The sequence below is a fragment of the Parapontixanthobacter aurantiacus genome (assembly GCF_009827635.1).
Lineage (GTDB): Bacteria > Pseudomonadota > Alphaproteobacteria > Sphingomonadales > Sphingomonadaceae > Parapontixanthobacter > Parapontixanthobacter aurantiacus.
This window is the reverse complement of record NZ_WTYW01000006.1, coordinates 16,797-33,383: the sequence shown is the minus strand read 5'-3', so window position 1 is coordinate 33,383 and position 16,587 is coordinate 16,797. Positions and strand designations below refer to the sequence as shown.

General features: G+C 61.5%; 16 protein-coding genes. 8 read left to right on the top strand and 8 right to left on the bottom strand.

Translation table 11 applies throughout. The features are described from left to right. Window positions 1-13: 13 nt before the first annotated feature. From GRI38_RS13475 to GRI38_RS13465, 3 genes are all read left to right on the top strand, one after another. On the top strand, window positions 14-868 hold the full coding sequence (locus GRI38_RS13475; RefSeq protein WP_160685251.1) for an EpsD family peptidyl-prolyl cis-trans isomerase: 855 nt from the start codon (window positions 14-16) through the stop codon (window positions 866-868). Window positions 869-941: 73 nt separating this feature from the next. Next, a complete protein-coding gene (locus tag GRI38_RS13470; protein WP_160685248.1) occupies window positions 942-2,078 on the top strand; it encodes a glycosyltransferase family 4 protein in 1,137 nt (378 codons plus the stop codon). Continuing rightward, a complete protein-coding gene (locus GRI38_RS13465) occupies window positions 2,075-3,271 on the top strand; it encodes a glycosyltransferase family 2 protein (RefSeq protein WP_160685245.1) in 1,197 nt (398 codons plus the stop codon). Before GRI38_RS13470 ends, GRI38_RS13465 begins: the two co-directional genes overlap by 4 nt. Here the strand turns inward: GRI38_RS13465 and GRI38_RS13460 are convergent, their stop codons facing one another. Together GRI38_RS13460 and GRI38_RS13455 are read right to left on the bottom strand one after the other, a co-directional pair. After that, window positions 3,272-4,039 (bottom strand): WecB/TagA/CpsF family glycosyltransferase, encoded by a 768-nt coding sequence (locus GRI38_RS13460; RefSeq protein ID WP_160685242.1) that lies wholly within the window; start codon window positions 4,037-4,039, stop codon window positions 3,272-3,274. It abuts the gene before it with no gap. A gap of 14 nt (window positions 4,040-4,053) precedes the next feature. After that, entirely contained in the window at window positions 4,054-5,571 is a 1,518-nt protein-coding gene (locus GRI38_RS13455; protein WP_160685239.1) for a tetratricopeptide repeat protein, read from the bottom strand. 147 nt (window positions 5,572-5,718) lie between these two features. Between GRI38_RS13455 and GRI38_RS13450 the strand changes: the two genes are divergently transcribed. The 4 genes from GRI38_RS13450 to GRI38_RS13435 are packed head-to-tail and all read left to right on the top strand — an operon-like array spanning window position 5,719 to window position 9,896. Continuing rightward, on the top strand, window positions 5,719-6,333 hold the full coding sequence (locus GRI38_RS13450) for a polysaccharide biosynthesis/export family protein (protein ID WP_160685236.1): 615 nt from the start codon (window positions 5,719-5,721) through the stop codon (window positions 6,331-6,333). Beyond that, on the top strand, window positions 6,330-7,661 hold the full coding sequence (locus GRI38_RS13445; protein ID WP_160685233.1) for a hypothetical protein: 1,332 nt from the start codon (window positions 6,330-6,332) through the stop codon (window positions 7,659-7,661). Before GRI38_RS13450 ends, GRI38_RS13445 begins: the two co-directional genes overlap by 4 nt. 5 nt (window positions 7,662-7,666) lie before the next feature. Then, the gene (locus GRI38_RS13440; RefSeq protein WP_237487566.1) at window positions 7,667-9,100 is read left to right on the top strand and encodes a GumC family protein; all 1,434 of its coding nucleotides are present in this window, start codon (window positions 7,667-7,669) and stop codon (window positions 9,098-9,100) included. A gap of 16 nt (window positions 9,101-9,116) precedes the next feature. Then, window positions 9,117-9,896, top strand: coding sequence for a CpsD/CapB family tyrosine-protein kinase (locus GRI38_RS13435; protein ID WP_160685227.1), 780 nt, complete (start codon window positions 9,117-9,119; stop codon window positions 9,894-9,896). Here the strand turns inward: GRI38_RS13435 and GRI38_RS13430 are convergent. The 3 genes from GRI38_RS13430 to GRI38_RS13420 all read right to left on the bottom strand — a co-directional run bounded on the left by GRI38_RS13430 (window position 9,887) and on the right by GRI38_RS13420 (window position 13,327). Continuing rightward, entirely contained in the window at window positions 9,887-11,101 is a 1,215-nt protein-coding gene (locus GRI38_RS13430) for a glycosyltransferase (protein WP_160685224.1), read from the bottom strand. The genes GRI38_RS13435 and GRI38_RS13430 overlap by 10 nt on opposite strands. Window positions 11,102-11,201: 100 nt before the next feature. Further along, window positions 11,202-12,710, bottom strand: coding sequence for an O-antigen ligase family protein (locus tag GRI38_RS13425; protein WP_160685221.1), 1,509 nt, complete (start codon window positions 12,708-12,710; stop codon window positions 11,202-11,204). 26 nt (window positions 12,711-12,736) lie between these two features. Then, window positions 12,737-13,327, bottom strand: a complete 591-nt coding sequence (locus tag GRI38_RS13420; RefSeq protein WP_160685417.1) for a sugar transferase — start codon at window positions 13,325-13,327, stop codon at window positions 12,737-12,739. Between the two features lie 121 nt (window positions 13,328-13,448). Between GRI38_RS13420 and GRI38_RS13415 the strand changes: the two genes are divergently transcribed. Beyond that, the gene (locus GRI38_RS13415) at window positions 13,449-13,865 is read left to right on the top strand and encodes a hypothetical protein (RefSeq protein ID WP_160685218.1); all 417 of its coding nucleotides are present in this window, start codon (window positions 13,449-13,451) and stop codon (window positions 13,863-13,865) included. Window positions 13,866-14,313: 448 nt separating this feature from the next. Here GRI38_RS13415 and GRI38_RS13410 read toward each other — a convergent pair whose 3' ends face one another. The 3 genes from GRI38_RS13410 to GRI38_RS13400 form a co-directional block, all read right to left on the bottom strand. Further along, a complete protein-coding gene (locus tag GRI38_RS13410; RefSeq protein ID WP_160685215.1) occupies window positions 14,314-14,562 on the bottom strand; it encodes an XrtV sorting system accessory protein in 249 nt (82 codons plus the stop codon). Between the two features lie 165 nt (window positions 14,563-14,727). Further along, window positions 14,728-15,198 (bottom strand): EF-hand domain-containing protein, encoded by a 471-nt coding sequence (locus tag GRI38_RS13405; RefSeq protein ID WP_337191299.1) that lies wholly within the window; start codon window positions 15,196-15,198, stop codon window positions 14,728-14,730. An 82-nt stretch (window positions 15,199-15,280) separates the two neighbouring features. Further along, window positions 15,281-16,561 (bottom strand): metal-dependent hydrolase family protein, encoded by a 1,281-nt coding sequence (locus GRI38_RS13400; RefSeq protein WP_160685212.1) that lies wholly within the window; start codon window positions 16,559-16,561, stop codon window positions 15,281-15,283. Between the last annotated feature and the right edge of the window lie 26 nt (window positions 16,562-16,587).

Here is a 16,587-nt window from a genome sequence, read left to right as displayed (position 1 = left end):
CGGAGGGAAAACCATGAAACACCGCTTGCTCACTATCGGCCTTCTCGCCAGCGCCGCTCTTCTTTCGGCATGCGACAACGAGCCGACCGGCCAGGTTGCCGCCGTCGTCAACGGCGAGGAAATCACCTTGCAGGAAGTCAATACCGAGCTTGCCACGGTTCCTGCGCCCGAAGGCGTGGACGAGGATCGTCTGCGTCAGGGCGTCCTGAAGCGGATCATCGACCGGCGCCTGCTCGCCCAGGCTGCGCGCGAGGATGGCCTCGACCAGACGCCCGAATTCCTTATCCGCCGTCGCCAACTTGAAGACGCGCTTCTCATCCAGCTGCTTCAGCAGCGGGAGCAGCGGGCCGCAACCGTGCCGAGCGAAAGCGCGATCGACAATTACATCGACGAAAATCCGAGCATGTTCGCGAACCGCACGATCTATACGCTCGACCGCATCCAGTTCCCGCTTCCCGGCGATCTTTCGATGCTCAAGCAGCTCGAGGACGACATGACGATGGACGAGGTCGCCGCCTCGCTCAACTCGATGGGCATAGAATTCACCCGCGGTCCCGCCCAGATGGACAGCGCGCGTGTGGGTGAGGAACGCCTGCGTCAGATCCGCGCCGTTCCGGCAGGCGAGCCGTTCGTGACGCCTGAGGGCGGCAATGTGACGGTTGCGGTCATCACCGGCTCCGAACCCCGCCCGGTCAGCGCGCAGGAAAGCCGCCCGATCGCGCTTGAGGCGATGCGTCGCAACAATATCCAGCAGACGCTCGAGCAGCGGCTGGAGCAGCGTCGCGCGGAAGCCGAAATCACCTATCAGGACGGGTTCGATCCCGACGCCGAACCGGCTGCCGAGCCCGCCGCCGAAGCGGCGGAGTAGCCGCTCCGCCCGAACCCGGCGCGTCGCAGTCCTTTAGCGGGCGGGCGCGCCGACAACCGGGACTCTCCCAGCCATGCGTATCCTTTTCGCCCTTTCCGGCTTCCATCGCTACGATCGCGGGGCCGAGGTCGCCCTGCTGTCGGTGGCGAGCGAGCTCGCCCGCACAGGCGACGAAGTAACGGTCTGCGGCAGCGGGACGGAACGATCCGATACGCCCTACACCTTCCGCCATCTTCCGGCGATCGGGCGCGAGAAGTTCGAGAAGTTTCCCGCCCTCCCCGGTTTCCGAAACGAGACGCAGTGGGAAGATGCCACTTTCGCCGCGCGCCTCGCCATGAGCGGCGAGGCCGGACGCTATGACGCCACGGTGACGTGCGGTTTTCCCTACGCCAACATGGCGCTGAGGCGCGGCCGCAAGGCTGGCGCGAAACACATCTTCGTTACGCAGAACGGCGACTGGCCGGCCTTTAGCGACAAGAGCGAATATCGCCTGTTCTCCTGCGACGGGCTGGTCTGCACCAATCCGAGCTATTACGCGCGCAACAAGAAACGCTGGCCAGCCGCGCTGGTCCCGAACGGCATCGACCTTACCCGGTTCGGGCCTGATGCGGCGGCAGGTCGCGCCATGCGCGAGCGACTCGGCCTGCCCGCCGACAAGCCAATCGTCCTCATGGTGAGCGCCTTTATCGAAACGAAGCGCGTGCTGGACGGGATGCGGGCGATCGCGGAACTGGACAATGCGGTGCTGGTCGTCGCCGGCGACGGTCCCTTGCGCGGCAAGGGCGACGCGCTGGCAGCGGAGATTCTGCCGGACCGCTATCACCGAGTCAGCCTGCCCGCGACCGGGATGCCCGACCTCTATCGCGCAGCGGACGCATTCCTGCACATGAGCATCAACGAATCCTTCGGCAACGTCTTTCTCGAAGCCTGGGCCAGCGGCCTGCCGGTGGTGGCCGAGGACAGCGTGCTGACGCGCTGGATTCTCGGCGACAAGCAATATCTGTGCGACACGACGAAGCGCGACGAACTGGTCGCGACGCTGCGCAACTCGCTGTCCAGCGGGGCACGGGCCGGCAAAAGCGGGATAGAGCGTTTCACCTGGCCCGTCATCGCGGCCCAATATCGCAGCTTCATCGAACAGGTCATCGCCGGTTCCGCGCGGCCCGACGGTGCTGCCGGTCCGTTCGCAAACGCCGCCGACGCGGCATGACCCTGCTTGCCTGGATCATCGCGTTGCCGCCGATCGTCGCGCTCGGCTGGTTCACGCTGGAGATCCTGCTCGGGCTGAAACGGCTCGATCGAGCCGAACCCGGCGGACCGCTGCCCCGCACGACCATCCTCATTCCCGCACATGACGAGGAAACGACGGTTGCGCGCACGCTGTCGGGTCTGCTCGATGCGATCGCCGAAGAGACCGCGATGTCGATCCTCGTCGTGGCCGACAATTGCAGCGACGCAACCGCGCGGATCGCGCGCGAGCACGGGGTGAACGTCGTCGAGCGCTCGGATGCCGAGCGGCGGGGCAAGGGCTACGCACTCGCGCATGGACGCGATCATCTGGCGAGCCTGCCCGCAGATGAGCGACCCGAAGCGGTGATCGTTCTGGACGCCGATTGCCGCAGCGACCGGGCGAGCCTTGCGCTGCTCGCGCGGCAGGCTCACGCATTGCAAGTCCCGGTGCAAGCGAGCAATCTGCTTGCCTCGCATCCCGGCGCGCTGCCGATGGTGCAGATATCCAACTTCGCGATGCTGGTGAAGAACCTCGTCCGGGCGCGCGGCATGAACCGCATCGGCGGCGGGATCACGCTGTTCGGAACGGGCATGGGCTTTCCCTGGCCGATCTTCGCGACAGCGGCCTTGGCGAGCGGCGACCTCGTCGAAGACATGAAGCTGGCGCTCGACCTCGCGCAGGAGGGGCGCAAGGTGCAGCTTGTCGAACGTGCCCGCATCATAAGCGAGCCCGCAGCCTCCGCCGACATGTCGGCGCAGCGCAGCCGGTGGGAGCATGGCTTTCTGCAAACGGCACTGAGCCAGGCGCTACCGCTGGTGGCGCGCGGCGTCCTTGGCCTGTCGCGGCACCTTTTGGCGATCGGGATGCACCTGCTCGTGCCGCCGCTCGCGCTGCTGTTCATGCTGTCCTTCGCCTGCCTGCTCGCGGTCGTGCTCCTCGCATTGTTTTCGGCTTCGCTTGCCCCGGCCTCGGTGCTGCTTGGTGCCATCATGGCCGGTTTAGGTGCAGTTGTGCTCGCATGGCGCAAGGAAGGTCGCAAGACTTTGACTTCGCACGCTATTTTGCGCGTTCCGGGCTATGTTTTGTGGAAGATACCGCTCTATCTGGGCTTCTTTAGAAACCGCCGGACGGGGTGGAACAGGACCCGGCGCGAGGGCGAAATCCGCGACTGATCACCGGGCCAGACGCCTGTTATCGTGCCACTTTTTCCAGACTCGGAAGATGCGTGGACCATCGAGGAGATAGCGCCGCCAGAGGCGCGTCGGCTCGCTTCCCAAGCGGAAAAGCCATTCCAGTTTCAGCGCCTGCATCCACCTCGGCGCCCGCTTTTTTTCGCCCGTCATGAACTCGAGCGAAGCGCCGATGCACAGCCCTACACCCCGCGCTTTTCCGCGCTTTTTGATAAGGTCACAGACGATCTCGCTTTGCGGAGAACCGATCGCGAACAGGAAAATGCGCGCTTCGCTCCGCTCGACGAATTCGGCGATTTCTTCCTGAGCCGCCGGGTTTCTCGCGACGCCCATCGGCGGTTCGTCATGCGTCCATTCGATCGTCGGATAGAGGGTCCGCAACTCGTTGAGAAGCGCCGCATCCCCGCCGATTACCGCGACTTTGGCGGTGTCCGAACGCCCCCGCCGCGCGAGGTCCGCAACGAGCTTCGCCGTCAAATCGCTGCCCGTGACAAGTGGCAGATCGATCTCCGACAACCGGGCGAGACCTTGCAGGATCCGACTGTCGCAGACGATGACCTCGGCTTCGCGGTAAGTGTTCCATAGGGGGGCATCGCGCTCCATTGCCGATAGCCTCACCATGTGATCGACATTCGGCGTTACGACGAGAGAGAACTCGTCCTGCCGCGCCCGGACGTCGATCATTTCAAGCGTCTGGACCTGATCCGCGACGTCGAACGGCAGCCCGAGAAATTCCACGCGTTCGGCCAACGAACCAGCTTTCGTCAGCGCGTTACGAAGCGGCCGAACAGGCCATTGGGCTGCAATTGTCCCGTCGACAGGTCGAGGCCATAGCGGTCGGATACCGAGGCGAAGCGGGCGCGCGCCTCGTCCGCACAGCTGGCATTGGCGCGGGTACAGATGGTGCCGTAATAGGACCAGCCGCGCTGGGAGGACGGCGAGTCCCGGGTATAGCGGCGCATCACCGCAACAGCCGGCCGCGCCTCGCCATTTGCCATGAGCCAGTCCGCAAAGGTCTTCGCGACCGTGAAGTTCTGCGGATTTTCAGTCAAGGCCTGGCCAAGGATGCGGCGCGTCGAGGCCGGGCGCTCCCAAGCATCGTAAGCTTCAGCCGCCGCGAAGAATGCTCCTATGTCCTGCGGACATTCGGAACTTGCCTGCTGCGCAAGGCGGACGGCATCTTCGGCACGATTGCGTGCGAGGAAGACTCGGCTCTGTGCAACGAGCGCGTCGCAATTGGTGCTATCGGCGGAAAGCACCGCCTGGGCCGAGCGCGCAGCGGCGGAGTTGTCGCCCGCGATCGCCTGGAGGCGGGCAACCAGCCCCGGCTTGGCGCGCCCTTCGATCGCATTGATAAGAATGCGCGCGGGGTCGAGGGCTTCGGTTGTCAGGAGATAGCGAGACAGCGTCGGCAGGGCATCCTGGCTCGTTCGGGATGCGATCTGCCGCCATTGCCCTGCATCCAGCACATCGGCGCCGTATTCGTCGAGAATGCGCGTTGCCTCGACCGCATTGGTCTCGGTCACATTGTCATTGGATAAAGCATTCGTCAGAAAGTCGGCTGCTTCGTCTGGCCGCCCCCGGCGAAAATAAAAATTGGCTTCGTCGAGGCGCAAGCCGACATCCTGCTGCCGCATACCTTTCAGGCGCGTAAATTCCGCCGCCAACCGCGCCTCGTCGCGCATCTCCCGGAATATCTCGAGCCGGGTCAAAGCAATCGTTTCAGATGGCGCGATGCCGCCTTCGATGGCCTCTGCCTCACCCGGCAAGGCAACCTGAGCGAGCGCTTCCTTTGTTTTGCCATCAAGGAACAGCGCACGGGCCTTTAGAATGCGCGCATTCTCGTTCATGCCGCCCGTTGCGGCAAGTCGGTCGGCATATTCGATCGCATCGGAATATCGGCGCCTGACCAGTTCATGGAGTCCGCGGACAAGAAGCGCGCTTGGCTGGTTCGGATCGAGCGTCAGTATCCGGTCGGTCGCGTCGAGCGACTGGTCCAGATTACCCGTCGTCAGGCCCAACTGCGACACGGCCTGCAATGCCTCGACATTTACAGGGTCCAGAGCGAGTGCTGCGTAATACGCGCCATAAGCTGCCTCCGGTGATTCCGCCGCGAGCTCGATTCTGCCTCGCAGGAGTTGCAGTTCGACCACGTCGTCTCGGGCCGAAACGGCTTGACGAATGGCCTCTCTTGCGGCTGGAATATTCCCGTTCTGAAGATGCGCCTGTGCGAGCGCGCCATATTCCGCCGCTTCCTCACGCGAATCCGAGCAAGCCGCCATTAAGAGACACGCGGCCAAGAATGGGACAGCCCACCATTTCACGTGGCGGTTTCCATGTTTAATTAATTGGATTGAAATCATCTTCTGTCTTACTATGCCGGAATTACCCGGGAACAAGGCCCAAATGCATTGGGCAGAGGTTATCTAATGAAGCTTTGGACGAAAAAAGTGATTATTGCGTTGACGGCTGCCGGCCTCTCGGTTGGCCTGCCGACAGTGCCGGCGATGGCACAGGACGCGGATCAGAGCGGCCAGCTTGCCGATTACCGGATTAATCCGGGCGACGTGCTGGAAATCTACGTCTGGGGCGAGGAACGCCTGCAGCGCAACGTGAACGTTCTGCCCGACGGGACGATTGCGTTTCCCCTGATCGGTCAGTTGAACGTGCGCGGCCTGCTTCCCAGCGAACTCGAAGAGCGGATCCGCGAAGGACTGAGCGACCAGTATCGCGGTGAAGTCCCGCAGGTCACCATTTCCGTCTCTCCGGTCGGAATGCAATTCTCGGTCATTGGCCGGGTCAACTCGCCTGGCAACTTCCAACCGGGTCGCTACGTGAATGCGCTCGAAGCCTTGAGCCTTGCTGGCGGGCCGAACGAGTTCGCCGACGTCAACAACATCGTCATCATTCGCAAGTTCGGCGACGAATTGCGCCCGATCCGTGTGCGGATGGGTGGCTTGCTGAAAGGTAGCGTCAGCAGAAGCGATGTTTCCAATTCCAATCTCGTTCGGATTGAAAGCGGCGATACGGTGATCGTCCCATGATTGCCGGACGCACCGCCACGATACGCGCACGTTGCGCGACTGCCCTCTTCACCGGGACGGCAGCGTTCTTCGTCATGCCTTCCGCTGCGCAAGCGCAGGTGGAAACGCAGGTCCGCGTATCTGCCGGTGCAGGCGCGGAAACAAACGCCTTTCTGCGCGACGGTGACGACACGACCGCACTGCGGGGAACGATCGAGATCGAACCGTCGCTCTATTATCAAGACGAGCGCACGACATTTCGCATCGCTGGCGACATCCGGTTCGAGCAATATAGCGAGCGATACGGCACTCAGGATGCCTATTACATCACCGGCGGCGGTGCGACGCGGCTGAACGAGCGGACCTCGCTCAACGCGACCGTGGGCTTTCGCTCGAGCCGCAATCGGGCGCAGGATTTTATCCGCGGCGGACTTGTCGGCTTCGACGATCCGACAGACGAATTCGTGGACACGGACGACCTCGGTCCTGAACTTGGCATCGACGATGGCAATATCGGCGTCGATGCCGGTCTCGATCCGGGCGAGTTCCCGCTTGTCGATTTCTCCGACCCGACCCTGGCCGGACTTGGTACTCGCTCGGAATCGCTGAGCGCGAGCGCATCGATCCGCCATATCCTTTCGCCACGAGACAGTTTCGCCGTCGGCATCAGGGCATCGGAGCGATCCACCGCCCGCATCGATGCATTCGACTATCGGCAGGCCGGCGCCTTCTTCAGCTGGGCGCACCAGCTGTCGCCGCGTCGCAATCTGCAGACGAACATCGATGCCTCGCGCGTCGAACGTGTCGGCACTTCGGTCGGCGATGCCTATTACGTCAGCCCGCTCATCGGTATCTCACAGCAACTCAGCCCGACGCAGAGCCTTACGCTTCAGGCCGGCGCATCGTTTTCGTGGGTCAACACGGCGACCGGAGAAACTTTCTCCAACACGAGCTTCGCCTTCAATGGGTCGTTCTGCAACCGCGGAGCACGCACGAACCTGTGCATCAACGGTTCGCGCAGTGCGCGTCCGACAACCTTTGGCGGATTGAGCAATTCGACGACCGTTGGCGTCAATTACAGCCGCGCCTTGAGCGAACGGGATTCCATTTCGGTCAATGCGCGCTATGGCCGCGCCAGCCGGCTTGGTAATGTCCAACTCGTCGAAGACCTGCCGGTCGATTCCGAAGTCTATGGTGCCCAGGCGCGCTACCGGACCTATTTCGGAAACCGCCTGTCCGCCTTCCTGACTGCCGGTGTGTCGGACAGCAGTTCCAACTTTGGCACCAACCGCGATCCCAATCTCCTGTTCGAGATCGGCATAAGCTATCTTTTCGGAGAAATTTCGTGAGCACAATGCCTGGATCGGATGAGCCGGCCGGAGCGGGGATCGGAAGTTTCTTCTCGCAGATCCCGACGATCCTGTGGGACCGTAAGTGGTGGATCATAGTTCCGTTGATCCTCGGTCTGATAGCCGCTGTCGCAGCGACCCTTCTCATCAAGCCGGTCTATCAGTCGTCCGCCTTGATGGTCGTTCAGTCGCCGCAGGTGCAGGGGGAAGTCTTCGCCGACCTCAACAACGAGGTCGTCGACCGGCGTATCGCCCGCATCCGCGAAGAAGTGATCAGCAGACCGAACCTGGTCTCGCTCATCGAACGGCATCGGCTGTATACCGAGGCGCGCCAGTCGCAGCCGCTTTCCGATGTGATCTCGACGATGCGCGACAATATCGCGCTCGTACCCACGACGGCCGAGGTCGCTTCCGGACGCGACGAACGCACGATCGCCTATCGCCTGAGCTTCCAGTATTCCGAGGCTGCGCCCGCACAGGCCGTGACCCAGGACTTGATGGATAGCATTCTGGAGCTCGACGCGACCGGCAATGTCGAGCAGGCGACCAATACAGTCCAGTTCCTCTCAGATCAGGCCGCCGAACTGCAGGAACGGATCGACGCCGTCCAAAGTCAGATTGCCGGCGTTACCATGCGCAACGGTCAGGTTCTTTCGAACGGACCGGTCGTTAGCGGCGGTGGCGGCAGTTACGACGTGCAGATCGCCTCGCTGCAGCGCGACAACGCCAATCTCGTCATTCAGCGCAATCGCGCACTGTCGTCCGATCAGCGCGATCCCGGCGTATTGTCGGCGGAAGCCGCGCTCGCAAGTGCACGTGCAATCTACACCGAGAACCATCCCGACGTCGTTCGCGCAAAGCAGCGCCTTGCCGAAGCACGCGAGCTTGCCCGGCAAAATGTTTCCAACCTGCCCTTCGAAGCGATCGACGACCAGATCGCGTTCAACAATCGACAGATCTCTGCGCTTCAGGCGGCAAAGGCGCAGGAGCAGGCCCAACTCAATGCCCGCCTGGCCGCTCAGTCGAGGGCGCCCGTCGTGCAGCAGGAACTGTCGGCGCTTCAGCAGAACCTTTCCGGCCTCAACTCGCAATATCAGGACGTGCAACAGCGCCTGACCGCTGCTCGGGCCGGGGTTAAAGCCGAGGACGAGCAGATTGCGGAACGCCTCACGCTGGTCGAGGCTCCGATCATCCCCGATACGCCGATCTGGCCGGACCGACTGCTTATCTTCGCCATCTGCGTCGGTGCGGGCCTTGCGCTTGGCGGTGTGCTGGCGCTGGCGGTCGAGTTCATCATGCGCCCGATCCGTGGCCCCGACGCGCTGCTCGGAATTACGGGTCAGAACCCAATGGCCGTCGTACCGGTCATCGAAAAGCGCAAGACGCCGAAACAACGGGGCGCAAGACGCTTCATTCCCGGTCTCGCCGGTCGACGATAAGACAGGAACAACAGAGATGGCCGAAGCCGATCCCATGACCACGCCGCGCGAAGCCTTGCTGGACTACACCGCCCTCCCGACCTTCACGCCCGATGCGGCGGTGCTGGAGGAACATAAGATCGTAAGCCTCGATAGCCGGGACATACGCTCGCGTCCGTTCAATTTGATGCGGACGAAGTTCACGAAGCAGCTATACGCGCATAATCTGCGCATGGTGGGCATTACCTCGCCGGCGCCGACCGCAGGCAAGTCGTGCCTGTCTCTCAATCTGGCCGGCGCGATTGCTCGCCTAAACGACACGCCCGTTCTGCTCGTCGATCTCGATCTGCGTCGTGGCTCGATCGCGCAGGATCTCGGTCTTGAGGTCCAACGGGGCATCGGCGATTTCCTCGAAGGAAAGGTCGGCAGCATTCGCGACATTGCGATCCGGACGGAAGAGTTTCCGCTAGCCATTCTGCCGACGATGCCGGTTTCCGGGGATTCGAGCAGCCTGCTCGCCAGCGAGAACTATGCCGAACTGATGCGACAGCTGCGCGCTGAAGCGGAGAAAAGCATCGTCCTTGTCGACTTGCCGCCGGTCTTTGCCAATGACGATACGATGCTGACCATGGAACAGCTGGATGCTTATCTCATGGTCGTGCACAGCGGCAAAACGACGGAGCGGCAATTGCGCGACAGTATGGAAATGCTTCGCCCTGCGCCATGCATCGGCACCGTTCTAAACCGCTACAAGGGCGGACTGGCCGACAGTTACGGCTATACGTCGTCCAAGACCTACAGCCGTTATTACGACTGAATTTGAGCCAGTTGCGCCTGCTCGGCGTGTGACAGGGCCTTCTTCTGGTCGAACAGCGCTAGAAGCGGTTGAACGGCACGTTCGATGGCAAACTCCTGTTCGACCTTGAAACGGCCATTCGCGGAAAGCCTTTCGCACAAATCCGGCTGTTCCATCACCGCCGTCATCTGCCTTTCGAGATCGTCCCAGTTGGAGACTTCGAAGAGCAATCCGGTTTCGCCATGCTCGATGAGTTCGGGTATTCCCGCGACACAAGCTGCAATGGACGGTTTTCCCGCGGCCATGGCTTCCATCAGGACGACAGGCAGGCCTTCCATTAGGCTCGGCAGGACGAACGCATCGGCCTTGCCGATCTCTTCGAGCGCTTCCTGTTCCGGTAGCGCGCCACGGAGGGTCACGCAGTCCGTCAGTCCGAATTCCGCAATCTGACGGCTTATATCCCTGCTGAGCGGGCCATCGCCGACAATGGTCAAAGTTGGATCGAGCCCTCTCCGCTTCATCGAAGCAAGCGCTTTGAACAGGCCGAAATATCCCTTTTCGGCGGACAATCGTCCGACAGTGCAGAAATTGCGAACAGGACCGGAAGGCAATGGCGGCTTCGGCGGAAGTTCGACGCCGCAGCGCACAATCGTGAACTTGTTCCAGTTTTGCAGCGAGGTAATTCTCATCCCCTGCGCGCGCATGAAGGAGCTTGCCGCAGCCACGAAGTCAGCGCGTTCGATCTTGTCGGCGAGAAGGCCTCCCATCGGATAGTCCGTCTCGGAGATGCCGTGCAGCATCAGGCTCCAAGGAATGCCGACGAAATGTGCCGCCAAGAGGCCGACGGTCGCGCCGCTGTTCGCGAAGTGCGAATGCAATCGCTCCACTTTCGCCTCGCGTAGCATGTCTGCCAGGACGAGCGCCTCGATGAAGTGAAAGATGCTCCACACCCATTCCTTCAGGCCCGGCACGCGATGCTGCTGCGAAACGACGAAGGTCCGCAAAGAGCGAACGGGCGAGAGCACAAGCGAGCGGATGACGCGCAAGACGATACGCGACTTCGCTTGCCCGAGGATGGATGGAACGGTCTCTCCGGTTTCGATCTGGCCCGGCCTGACCGAGAATGTCAGGATGTCGATGCCCTCGGACCGCAACGCGGCAATCTCGCGACGAATGAAGGTATGCGACGCCGCGGGATACTGGCTCGTCAGATAGCCGATGGTCATTGAAAGGGAGTCCGGTGCACGAGGATCGCAGGTGAGTGAATTGGCACGAAGCCGGGGAAATGTGAATAAAGGATAAGTGCCAACCGGCTCGGTCCACCTGTCATTTCGTCGAGCGTGACGGCGGGGGAGACAGCATCACGCCCTTGATGCCCCGATCCTTTGCTTTTTCCGGCTTTCGCGCCGCCGCGAGGGGAAGCACGGGCTGTGCCTTTCCGGGGCGACCCAGACCGGACGTTCCTGCAAGTCCCGGGGCGCCCGCCCCTGTCGAGCCGTTCGCCTCTTCGCCTTCCTCGACTTCCCCGGCTGCCGCCCGCTGTTCGGCCAGCATCGTCGAAATCTTGCCGCTATTGGCGAGGCGGATCGACCCGGCAATAATGCCGAGTGCCACTGCGAAGATCGTTTGCACTTCGTAGGTGACGAAGATCCACTCGTAGAAGCCGTGGATCGCGATGACGATCATGGTCACCGTGAATCCCAGCACGAGATCTCCGATAGGGTCGCGTCGATTGCGTAACGCAAAGGCAAGCCCGCGAACGATTATCCAGAACAGAAGGAAGCTGAAGGACAGCATTCCCCCCCATCCCGTCTCGGCCCCCATCAGCAGATACATGTGATGAACGTTCGCGCTGCGACTGCCATACGCCCAGATGACGCCGGCACGGTCCGAATAACCCAGCAAGTTCGCAGCGAGCGGATACTGGTTCGCGCCGACGCCCATCGGATTTTCCTGAAGCATCATGGTCGCGGCGCTTTCGAAGGCAGCGCGCTCGTCATAGCTTCCTTCGTCCAAGGTCTCGTAACGCTTGTCGAGACCGGCTACGACGATCGGCGATACGACGACGGCAAGGACGGCGACCCCTCCGATGATGCCGTATTTTCGCGATGTCGACTGACGGATGAGCGAGAGGGCAAACAGCAGGACGACGCCCATCGCAACGAAGGCGATCGACCCACGCGAGGCTGACAGGGAGACGGCAATCGTGCCGGCGGCAATTGCCCAGAGATATATCGCGGGCTGCTTCTTCAGCATGACCAGCGAAAGAAGCGGAATGGTCACGAAGTGCAGCATGAAGCCGAGCGTGTTCTGGTGCGCGAAGGAGCCGGTCACCTGGAAAACGCCGGTCAGTCGCTGATAAATGCCCATCGCGCCTTGGTAGACGGCACCACAGGCAAGCCCCAGACAGATCATCTTCACCGCTTCCGGCTCCTTCACGACGGCTGCCACCGCCAGAAAGATGATGAACACCCGCATGAGCTGTACGACATAGAACGTCGCCGGAATGAACTGTTCGGCAAAGAACGTCGAGGTCGCAACGGCCAGGATGTAGACGAGAAACGGGCCGACGAACGGCAGATTCTTCAACACGTTGCGATGCGTCGCGATCAGGGCGAGCGCCAGCGTGTCCAGAAGGCTGAAAGAGATGGAATCGGTATATCCGAGCCAGCGCGGCAGGTTGTAGAAGGCTGCGTCGACATTCAGCGCACTCAGCAGGAGCGGCAGGAAACCGAGGGCGAAATATGCCCATCGCCGAAATTGCGGCTGCGAGGTCAGGATCAGATAGAAACCCGGCAACGAAGCGATAACGAGGACAATACCGATATAGCGCATTTGTTGTTCGCTCGTTCAGTCGGCCGTCAGTACGCGTTCTGGTGCACGACAACGCGCAAGGTGCGCAGAATGATGATGATATCGTTCGCCAGCGACCAGGTAGCGAGATATTCGATGTCCGCCCGCACACGATCCTGCAGGTCTTCGATCCGGTTGGTCGCGCCCCGAAATCCGCGCACCTGCGCAAGGCCGGTGATACCGGGCTTCAAGGCATGTCTCAACCAGTATTGATTGGTAACTTCCCAGAAGAGGTTGTTGCCGGCCTGCGAGCCGAGCGCATGGGGCCGCGGCCCGACGACACTCATTTGACCGAGAAAGACGTTAAGCAATTGCGGCAATTCGTCGATGCTCGTGCGGCGGATAATCCTGCCGATCCGGGTGACACGATCGTCGTCCCGCGATGCCGAGACATTGCCATCTGAATCGCTGCGCTCGACCCGCATGGAACGAAACTTGTAGATCGAAAACTGCCGGTTGCCCTGTCCGACACGCGTCTGCTTGAAGAACACCGGCCCCTTGGATTCCAGCTTGATCAGCAGCGCAACGATGGCGAAAATCGGTGCGAGCAGCAGCAGGCTGAGGGCCGAAACGACGATGTCGAACGTGCGCTTCTGCAAGCGGTTCGGCAGGCTCAAGGGACCGCGCGACAAGACCAAAGTGTCGTGGTCGGCATATTGACCGATGGAAACGGCACCATAAAGCAGGTCGCGGTCGAGAATAATCTCGCCCCCCCACGTCGTGGCTGCGCAAAAACATCGCCCAGTCGCCGCGATTTTCGTACTTGCAGGCGACAATTACGCGATCGAACGGCTCGACCAGGCGCGACAGGATGTCCATGCTAGCCGGATCGTTCAGCCTGAGCTTAATGTCGCACGCCGGCAGGTCGATCACATCCCTGATGCCCCGATCCGGCACATCGAGCCCGTCAAGCAAAAGGACGGTCGCAGTCGCCGACCCGCCCATCCAGCGCTTGAAAATGAAATCGAGGATCAGCTTGCCGCAGATGCTGAAAAGGGCGGCAACCGCAAAGGTGATGACGAACCCCAGGCGGGAAAACTCGTCGACGTTGAAGAGGAACAACGCACCGAGCATCACCAGTGCCGTCGCACCCAAGGCCCCGAGCGCGCGCCGCGTGCCGATCGATCGGCTCTCTAGGGACTCCTCGGACTGGACCTCGCGCGCGATGGCGAACATGATGAACACCGGAAGTGCAATTCCGATGAGGGACTGATCCGCTGCCTGCAGATAGGCAAGATCGCGCATCGAGGTCGCGACGATATATCCGCCGACCAAGGCAAGCACGTCCAGCAGCATCGATACGACGTAGAGGATCGTACGCTTCTCGCGCGCGGGTAGCCGACCAGACGCCGAAGATTCGACGATCTGCCGTGCGTTGACTGTAAGTTTGGCGCTGGCGTTCACGACATCACCCGTTTTCATAAGACCTTGGCATCGAGGAAGATCTCGGACGATCCTAGCGAAGCTTTCCTAATCGCATCTCAATTCGATAGCGAAATAACATTTCTTAATTAATGCCGCATGACGCCCTGACTGAAAGCGAAGTCGAGCAAGTCTTTTTCACCCCCATTGCCGCTGCATCCCATCAGGATCGACCGCCCGGTATTTCGACCTTCAGCACCTTGAAGATGTAGATGATGACTCCGACGAGGATCAGGCCCGCCAGCCAGTGTATTCCCTCGTTGCCGACGTAATTGGCGACGGCACAAGCGACCGCTGGAGGAGCGTAGTGCCATAGCTTGTCGCGAAGAACCTCTTCGCTCGAACGCTGTAGCATCAAGGTGACGAGGCCGGCGAAGCAAAATATCGTCAGCCAATCCCATATGGTTTCCAAGTCTGGACTCCCGTTGCGGCATAATCGGAAAGCAGCTTCACTAGCAGATTACGAAAGTCGCTCAATGCGCGTGATTTCGGCACGAAGCCACTGCCTTCACCCGCGGCGGTTCATTTCGGCACTCGTTTTGTGTCCAGTGTTAACGCGCCGCTCGCCGCTGGGCGCTCAGCGCACAATTCCGGCAGCCCGCATTTCCATGTCGCTGACGACGCCATCCCGATCCGAATCGATCTTGTCGAAATTCGCTTGCGTTCCGATGCGATATTCGACGAGCGTGATCACGCCGTCCCGATCGCTGTCGAATTGCTGCATCAGCGGGGCGGCATCGACGGGAATGGCGTCGGGATTGGCCAGCGCCGCGAACTCCTGCTGGCTGAGTTGCCCGTCCTTGTCGGCGTCGAGCCCTGCGAATACGCGGGCATTCTGGCGCAATGCTTCCTCTCGTGCGCTTTGTCGCTGGGAGGCGAGTATCTCACCCTCGTTGATGAAGCCGTTCGCGTCACCGTCGAGCCGCGAGAATTCGGCGTCCATCTGCGAGATGAAGTCGGAGCGCGTCAGCGAACCATCCTCACCCGCCTGCTGCGCGGAGAGCGGCGCTGCAAGAGCGAACATCACGGCTACGATTGTAAAGCGCACGCATAATTCCTTGAACTGACTTGTCTTTCGCCCACCGCGTCTAGCGCTTATGGATGAGCGCCACGTTTACGGCGCAGGATATTCACTCGATGGTCCGGCCGCGCACCATAGTCCAGTCGACATTTTCGAGGACAGTCACATCGCTCAACGGATTGCCACGAACAGCGATCAGGTCCGCCGAATAGCCGGGTGCAATCCGGCCAATTTCGCTTTCCATGTCGAGTAACCGGGCGGCGCGCGTCGTAGCGCTGGCGAGCGCTTCCCTGTTCGACATGCCGACGAGTTCGCGCAGCATTCTGAATTCTTCTGCGTTGCGGCCATGCTCGAACACGCCGGCATCCGTGCCGAATACGAGTTCGACGCCCCCCTCATGCATTCTCGCAGCCGCTTGCCCGACAACTTCGAGCGTCGCGCGTATCTTGTCCTCGACCTGCGGCGTATAGACGCCCTGGCCCAGCCTTTCCCGAATGCCGGTATAAGCCATCAGGGTGGGGACGCAGGCTGTCTTGTTGCGCTTCATTTCGGCGATCGCGGCATCGTCGCCGAAGGTGCAGTGCTCGATACTGTCCACGCCAGCGCGACTTGCCGCCTCGATCCCGCGCGCACCGTGGGCATGAGCGGCGACTTTCAGTCCAAGCGAATTGGCGGTCGTCACGATGCTTTCCATCTCGGCATCGGTGAAATGCGCTTCGAGACCACGTGCCTGCTGGCTGAGGACACCGCCGGTCGCGGTAATCTTGATGACTTCAGCGCCTTGCTTCGACGCCTTGCGCACGACTGCGGCACATTCGGTCGCCCCGGTACAGGTGAACCCCGTCGCGAGAGCTTCGTTGATCTGCGGCGTGAAGCCCGACACGTCGGCATGGCCGCCGATGATCGCGATTGAATTGCCTGCGGTGACTATGCGAGGGCCGGGGACAAGCCCTTCGGCGGTAGCTCGCCGGAGCGACTGCATGACCTGGCCGCCCGAACCCAGATCGCGAACCGTCGTGAAACCGGCGCGCGCTGTCAGCCGGGCGTTCTTCGCCGCGACCAGCGTGTTCCACTCGGTCGGATCGACGGCCTCGCGCCAATAGTCGCCGCCAGGATCCCCTGACAGGTGGGTGTGCGTATCGATGAGGCCGGGAAGGACCGTATGGTCCTTGAGGTCGACGAGTGTTGCATCCGCCGGTGGCTGTGCAAAACCCGGAAGCACTTCGACGATGCGCCCGTCCGTCACGGTTATCGTCGCTTGCCCCGATGGCTCGCCATCCGCATCGCTGATGACCGACCCCGCATGGATGTAGGTCGTTTCCGCCTGCGCCGCGATCGGTGCCAGCAACGCGACGGCAGCCGCGCTGCAAAGAGTAGCGATCTTCGACATTCCAGCCCTCCCTCATTAGCTTTTCG